The organism is Wolbachia endosymbiont of Drosophila leontia (assembly GCF_028981785.1).
In the GTDB taxonomy this organism is placed as follows: Bacteria; Pseudomonadota; Alphaproteobacteria; order Rickettsiales; family Anaplasmataceae; genus Wolbachia; species Wolbachia pipientis.
Genome location: NZ_JAPQLK010000012.1, coordinates 1 through 7,385 on the forward strand (window position 1 = coordinate 1; position 7,385 = coordinate 7,385).

General features: G+C 33.5%; 7 protein-coding genes. 2 read left to right on the forward strand and 5 right to left on the reverse strand.

The window, feature by feature from the left end:
- From OZD63_RS00315 to OZD63_RS00325, 3 genes are all read right to left on the reverse strand, one after another.
- A partial coding sequence (locus OZD63_RS00315) for a transposase (RefSeq protein WP_275007795.1) occupies positions 1 to 173 on the reverse strand: 173 nt, incomplete at its 3' end.
- A 35-nt stretch (positions 174 to 208) separates the two neighbouring features.
- Entirely contained in the window at positions 209 to 847 is a 639-nt protein-coding gene (locus OZD63_RS00320; protein ID WP_275007787.1) for a hypothetical protein, read from the reverse strand.
- Between the two features lie 36 nt (positions 848 to 883).
- A complete protein-coding gene (locus OZD63_RS00325; protein ID WP_275007789.1) occupies positions 884 to 1,858 on the reverse strand; it encodes a hypothetical protein in 975 nt (324 codons plus the stop codon).
- Positions 1,859 to 2,130: 272 nt separating this feature from the next.
- Here OZD63_RS00325 and OZD63_RS00330 point away from each other — a divergent pair, with 272 nt between their 5' ends.
- Entirely contained in the window at positions 2,131 to 3,294 is a 1,164-nt protein-coding gene (locus OZD63_RS00330; protein WP_275007791.1) for a coiled-coil domain-containing protein, read from the forward strand.
- Positions 3,295 to 3,372: 78 nt separating this feature from the next.
- Positions 3,373 to 5,295 carry an ankyrin repeat domain-containing protein gene (locus OZD63_RS00335; protein WP_275007793.1) on the forward strand — a complete coding sequence of 641 codons (1,923 nt, stop codon included), beginning with the start codon at positions 3,373 to 3,375 and terminating at the stop codon, positions 5,293 to 5,295.
- 281 nt (positions 5,296 to 5,576) lie between these two features.
- On the opposite strand, the gene OZD63_RS00340 is transcribed toward OZD63_RS00335, so the two are convergent.
- Both OZD63_RS00340 and OZD63_RS06105 read right to left on the reverse strand, forming a co-directional pair.
- A complete protein-coding gene (locus OZD63_RS00340) occupies positions 5,577 to 7,061 on the reverse strand; it encodes a recombinase family protein (protein ID WP_274979962.1) in 1,485 nt (494 codons plus the stop codon).
- A 10-nt stretch (positions 7,062 to 7,071) separates the two neighbouring features.
- A partial coding sequence (locus OZD63_RS06105; RefSeq protein ID WP_410543734.1) for a DUF2924 domain-containing protein occupies positions 7,072 to 7,385 on the reverse strand: 314 nt, incomplete at its 5' end.

The following is a 7,385-nucleotide window of genomic DNA, read 5'->3' on the forward strand; positions in this document are numbered from 1 at the left end:
TCTTTTGGCAGCATTCTCCACTGGCAGGCGCTTTTTAGGACATATAGCACTGCACAAAATACATCATACAAATCAAGTTTCCTTGGTTTTNTTTTCTTTCTGCTACTCTCCAGTATTGGTCTAATTTTTTCAAATTGTTCTTTACTTATATCGCTTGGATAGCTTTTTTGCATAGATATACCTCTTTCTTAACTATGCTTATTTTACCTCATATTTTCGAGATCCTTAACAGGTTCTCAGACTGATTTACGTAACCAGTCCAAGTAATGCTGTTTTTAAGAGTTGGTATATCATCCTCCGTTGCTTCTGTAAATACTAATTTTGCATTTACTGTACCATCTAAGAATTCCCCTTTGGTAATATCAGGATTGTTTATATCTTTCCAGACTTGCCCATATGTATAGCTACCTTGCTCATTAACAATAGAAATTGCCCAATTTTGTAGCATGGATTTTTGATCATTATGCAATTCACCAGGCTTAAAGGATCGTTCTCTTGTTAAACCATTAACAAATTCTCTACCATTTATCCCGTAGTGCATCCATGGCGCATGATACCAATTAGCAACCTTATTGCAATGTAAATCAAAATCGCAGTCTATATTCCCATCATATATATACTTTAAAGTTGTATAGGCGTATTTTTGTGGTTCCTCTTTAAATGATATGCATTCCCATGGTCTTTCTTTATTACTCGTTTCAGCTAGGTAATCAGTCTTAATTTTAAAAACCTTGCCTCTATAACCTGAAGGTATTTTATCGCATGAAGATACTAATGCTCCACTAGCATGTACAAAACTACTACTTAACATCAAAAACGATAAGCTTAATACTTCCCAAGTCCGCATTTTAAATTCCTCATAATATCTCCAATTTTTGCTAAACTATACCTTCATATGCCGGTATCCTTTTACCGCATAAACATCCTGTACCTCGATAAATGGCTGCACAAACCTATGGTGATAATATATTGGTTTTAGCATACATGTACTAACTTGATCTAATGCATCAAGTGGTTTGTTTTCTTTAGGTTGAGTATAACAATATAGAACTAGGGCAATAGAACCTAAAATGGCAAAAGCAGCACCCAAAATTGCCAATAACATGAGATTACTTTTCTGATCAGAGATAAGAGGCTTTCCTAAAAATGAAGAAGTTAGTGATCCAAAAAAAAGAGTACATGACAATACTGTAAGACACAAAAAGATCTTCTTTCTTTTAGAATTTTTCTGCGATGGATTATAGCTTGAAGTTTTGTAAATTAATTCTTCACCTTTACTTGTATCTCTAGCGCTGAAACAGATTGCTTGAGGAATTCTTGGCGAATTGCCTGGAGTTCTACTTCCTGAAATCAGTGATTCACTGTGCTGTGGATCATCGTGTGTATAAATACCATCTTTACTTACATCAAATTTAGTACTATTTAAATACATAAAAATGCTATTATTAGGGCTTTCATATGGTTCACTTTCATTTTCATCAGTAAAAAAACTTTCTTCACTGGAAATAGGACTTGATACATTTTCAGTCGATGTCTCTTGCACCATGCCCGAGTCAATACTCTCATTAGTATAGCTCGGAAGGTAACCATCCCAAGAAAGTCCCTGTGCCCCTAATTCATCAAGTGTACCAGTTGAAATACGGAAACTATTAAGACTACCAAACGTGTCACCCAATGTATGAAAACCAATCATATTAGAAACATCACTTTCCTGTTCTAAATTCTTGTTCTCACTCTCATCTTTTCTCTCTCTCCAATCAGAGTCACACACACCGCTCAACTCTTCAGGATTAGGTTGCAACTTGTTCTCCAAAGATGATGATTTTAGACTTTTCCTTTGCAAAATGTTTCTATTCATACCGCCTGTTCCAATACAAATTTTTATTGACCACCTTAAACTTTGGCCTGAGCTAATTATTTAATCAACTTAGAATAACTAAGCGTCAATAATACTTCAAGCAATTATAACTATTGACTTTTACCTTGTGAAAGCTAAAAAAGATAGTAAAATTCTTTTGGCAGTGCTTGAAGGCTGAAAGTAGAAAATGTACAGTGAGTTTGGGTTTGTGTTAATTTTTTATAACTTGCTTCCTTCTAACAATGTAATTATCGCAATGAGAAATCTATCCAATGAAACACACATCTTATATCATAGCTAGTGCTTTTGCCACCTTTATGTTGCTTGCATCTGTAGCACTGTCTGAATCCTCTTATTTCGATTTTTTGTCTTCAGTTGAATTTTTAAGCTCAGCTTTTACCGTCGTAACTGTTTTAGTAGTTGTGCTTTCATATAAAATAATTAGTAATAACAAAGAAATCGAGGCTAGGAAAAATAAATTTGCTCAAAAAGGGCTAGAGCTAGAAAAAGAGCTCATTCTGGAGCAAAAAGCTAAAGAAACTGCAAACAATCAAGTGGAAGAATTAAACAATCAATTACAGCAGAAAAATAAAGAGATAATTGGTACAAAACAACAATTGGATGATGAATGTAAGAACATTTCTGAATTAACAACAGAAAAGGAAAAATTAGAAGTAGAGTTAAAAAGCCAAGAAGAAAAAATACAAAAATTGAGCACATTAAAAAACAAAGAGTTAAATGATAAAGACAGTGAAATCAGGGAATTAAAGAATCAGTTAGGTCATCTTAATGATAAAATGAAGGTTAGTGAACACAATAATCCTAAGATTGAGATGTTGAAAGCGGAAAGAGACAATTTTAAAAATCAATTAGATCTTCTTATGGAAGAATGCCGAATTATGAAACAGAAAATTGCAGAGAAAGATGCTTGCCCTGCAAAACTAGATTATAATTTAAATAAAATAAAATGTAAGGGAGAACGTTCTCTTAGCCCATCTTATGTTGAACAATTACAAAAGAAAATGCTAAATCAAGTTGAAGAATTGTTAAAAAAACAAAAAGTTATAGAAGAAATGAATAATCAAACAAAAGAATTAATGGAAAAAGTTAACTCGCTTACTCAAACAAATAATACTCTTTCTGATGAAATGACCACTTGTTTGAGTAAAAATGAAGAGCTGGTCACCTTCATAAATGAAACATTATCCAATATAGAACGAGAGAAAGAAGATTTGGAATTGCTTTATTCCAGTGAAAGAGAACAGAAAGGGTTTTTGGCTTTAAAAACAATTGAAAATTGCTTAGAAAACTTCAGAGAACTTTATTCAAAAACAAAAGATAGAACAGAAAAATTGAGTATTCCAGTGCAGAGAAAAGGTGAGTTAAGTAATCCTCTTGTCTCTCCCGCTTGCAGGAGTTGTATTCAAGGACATTAAAATTATGTTTAATTGGCTTGACTTATATGATATAAATCATATATAACGTGTTGTCTGTTCAAGTTAGGAGGTGTCATCATGGTTAAAAAGTCAAGAGAACCTAGCGTAGTAACTGCCGAAGTAGGTAGTTATTATGAATTCATTAAGGGAGGTTTACTTTGGGCTGATAGAAGTTTGATTGATGATAAAAAGTATCTGGAGGATCTAGTAGACGAGTGGTTTATTCATTCACCTAACTTAAAACTGGAAGAGAGTCAAAAAAAGCTAAATCAAGCACTACTAAATAGTATTATAAAAGATTTCAATCTGAAGGATTATTACTCATTTTCAAATCTTAAGCACTTTTTAAAAAGTAATGAGAAAAATGAAGACCTTAGGCACGTTCTTAATCTAAAAAGAGGACATCTAGGGACAACAATATTGAACGTGTTTCTCGAACACGACGAGGTTATTCCTTCTCTTCTAAAAGCTGGTGCTGATCTAAATATGCAGGATAATAAAGGTAAAACACTTTTGCATGATACTGCTATTTATTCCGGTGGACGTGAAGATCTTGGGTATCTCTTAGATGCAAAAGCTGATCCAAATATACAAGATGAAAAAGGTAACACACCTTTACACTATTATGCTGCTAAGTGTGGTGATTATAGCAGAAAAACTATGGATTTGCTCATAAGCAAAGGAGCTGATTTAAGCACAAAAAATAACGATGGAAAAACTCCACTACAAGTTGCAATTGATAATGGCAATATTATAGAATGTTTATTAACTAATAGTCAAAAAAAATTAAGAAAGCAACTAGGTAAAATGCTTCTCGCTACAATTTCTGATGAAGATTGGGATAGTGCTTATGATCCAGAGGTTGAAAATCTAAGGAAGTTTTTAAATCAATGTGAAAATGACAACGACTTAAAGATAGTTTTAAATGTTAAGGATGATAGTTCAGTACTTCTTGATTGGCCATCTCGTCAATTTCCTAATGTAAAAGACTTGCTCTTAAAAGCAGGAGCAGCTGATTTTATAGGTAACAAACAAGACAATTATGAAAAATGCGATAGTTTCTTATCAGAGATTTATCAAATAAATTACCTTGCTAAACGCAATGAGTTTTTAAGTAAGGTAGTAAAAGCTAAAAGCATGATTGAATTACAAGAAGTTGTAAACGAAATCATATCTTCTGGAATAAGACTAAATTTGGCCAAGGGTGAAGAGTGTTATTGCACAGATGAAATACTAGAAAAAATTGCTCAACTGGGAGAAAATTATGAAATTGCTAGTAATATAGTATGTACATTAATATCAAGAGGGGCAAAGTTAAAAAGGTCAGAAAGTTTAAAAGTCATTGATACGATAGAATTAAAGTTCAAAGCTCATAAAGCTAATATGATCAGTTCTCATTTAGAGTATGTTAGTAATGCTGAAGATATTTTTAGAATTGCAAGGGATGCTACTAGCGGTCAACTATATGATGGAAAAATCGATAATAATGTATCTTACTTAGAATACTCAGAGGATAGTATAATAGATGTCGCAAGAATCACAGATAGAACAAGAAATCTGGAACTAATCCAGGAATCATATAGAAGGGATATAATAAAAATTGGCAAAAGTGAGGTGGAAATTATAACCGAAAACGGTATAAGGTATTACACAGAGCTTACAGAAGGTAGCAGTATAGTATTAACTTTCTATACCAGTTTAGGAAATGTAGACGTTAGACTGTATCCTGACGTACAAGATAAAAGCAAAATTATAGTAGAAGTGAGTAATAGAGAGGAAATATTAGAAAAATTCAAAGGTCGCGAAAAAGAGTTAGGCAATGATTGCAGGCTCGGTAAGTATTGGGTCTACTATGCTATTGAGCAAGGATATTTTGAAAGATCTGGAGAATTAATGCATTCTGAATCAATAAGTCAGTCTAATGAAAAAACGCCTTTGACAAAGCTTGACAAAATAATAGGAGTTTCAAGTTTCAAAGAAACAGTAAGTCGTTGTATGTAGTAAGAACAGTAAATTCCATCTACCAATAGCAGGCTACCAGCCAGACTTTGTAGCATTAGCGGTTTTTCTTTTTCACCTGTAGTATTTTCTTTGCCAGATTTACTATCAAAATATGATTTGGAAGAAAGTTTATTAGAAGGGTTTTGTCTTGCACAGTGATTTCTATTTTAGCTTTTTTACACACGAATTAAAGATCTTTGCTATTTTCATTATATAGTTAAGTTTTTAACTGATTTACCAAAATTTTTAAAGTGTCAGTTTTCTGGCGCATACTGTCGCTTTTATAAATTAAGACCATAGAATTTTTCCAGTTGTCCACTCCACAGCATCGGTATTTCTCTCAAATCAGCTAACCTCAAACTCCTTGGTTGCCTCCCATTTACTATATCTTCTTTAATCTTTGGTGCTAAATAATTCAGCCTTAAAATTTGTTGCACACGTCTTGTACCTATATTAATTTCGGCACTAAGCTCCTTCACACTTCTATATTTTCCCTCTTCTAGCTGACGTTTCCACAGGTAGGCTCTTACCACTGCTTTCAGTAGCGCATTATTTGTTTTTCCTTCTGGTTCTACTACTGTGCATTTATTTCCTTTCTTTTTTATTGGTATAAATTCTACCTTATTGTCTGAACACACTTCTATTCCATCTTCTTTCACTAATACTGTTTTTATTAACTCTTTCACTATTTCTTTCTGCTTTCCAAAACTTGAATTTTTCCACTCTTCCGCTTTTTCTCCCCATTTTTCATATAATTGCTCTGCTTTTTTCATTACCTCTTTTTCTACTTCTCCTGCTACTACTGTTCGATTTACTGATTCACAATTTTTTTCCCTTAAATGATTGTTGCACACATAATATCGATATCTCTTATTCTCTTTTTTTGCATACGTCAGCGTCATATTTACATTGCAGCTCTTGCATTTAATTATTCCCCTAAGCAATGCTTCCTCATATTTTGCTTCTCGATACGGCTGATTCTTTATCAACTCTTGCGCTTTTTGCCATTTTCCCTCTTCTATGATTGCTTCATGCTTTCCTTCATACTCTTTCTCATAATGTCTTATCTTTCCCATGTATATTGGGTTTGTTATTATTCTCCTTACCGTCGCTTTTTTAAAGATATCTACTTTTGTTCTGTAACCTTGATTATTTAACTCTCTTGCCAACTCTGCCATTGACTTCAGTTCCAAATATCTTTCAAATATATGCCCTACTATTTTCGCTTCTTTCTCATTTATTATTAATTCTTTATCTTTTACATCATACCCAAATGGCAAAGTTCCTCCCATCCATAATCCCTGTTCTTTTGATGTTGCTATTTTGTTTTTTACTCTTTCTACGATCATTTCTCTTTCTAGTTGCGCTGCTCCTGATAATACCGTTTGTACGAACTTTCCCATTGGCGTATTATTATCAAATATCTGTGTTACTGCTACAAAATTTACTCGGTGCCTTCTAAAAAATGACGTTACTTCGATGCTGTCTTTTGTCTCCCTTGATAGCCTATCCAGAGTATATACTACTACACAATCTATCTCTCCTCCTTTCACGTCTGCAAATAATTCCTTTATCGCTGGTCTTTCTAAGTTTTTCCCTGAAAATCCTCCACCATCGTACCTTTTGGTCAATGCTACCCAGCCTTCTTTGATCTTTATATATTTTTCACATGCTACTCGCTGCGCATCAAGACTGTTAAACTTCTGCTCTAGTCCATCCTCATTTGATTTTCTCGTATATATCGCACACCTTACTTCTTTTAGCATTTTCTCCTCTTCAGCTCCCATTTTTATCACGCATCCCGAATAATAAAGGTCCGTTGTAGCTCATTCCCATTATTTTTCTGGCTACTGCTGACAATGACGTAAAAAATTCTTCTCTGTAGATTAAACCCTTGTCTGTTACCATTACCGCATGCGTCTCTTCCCCTCTCTCTAAGAGCCTGTTAAGGATCTCGAAAATATGAGGTAAAATAAGCATAGTTAAGAAAGAGGTATATCTATGCAAAAAAGCTATCCAAGCGATATAAGTAAAGAACAATTTAAAAAAATTAGACCAATACTGGAGAGTAGCAGAAAGAAAACAAAACC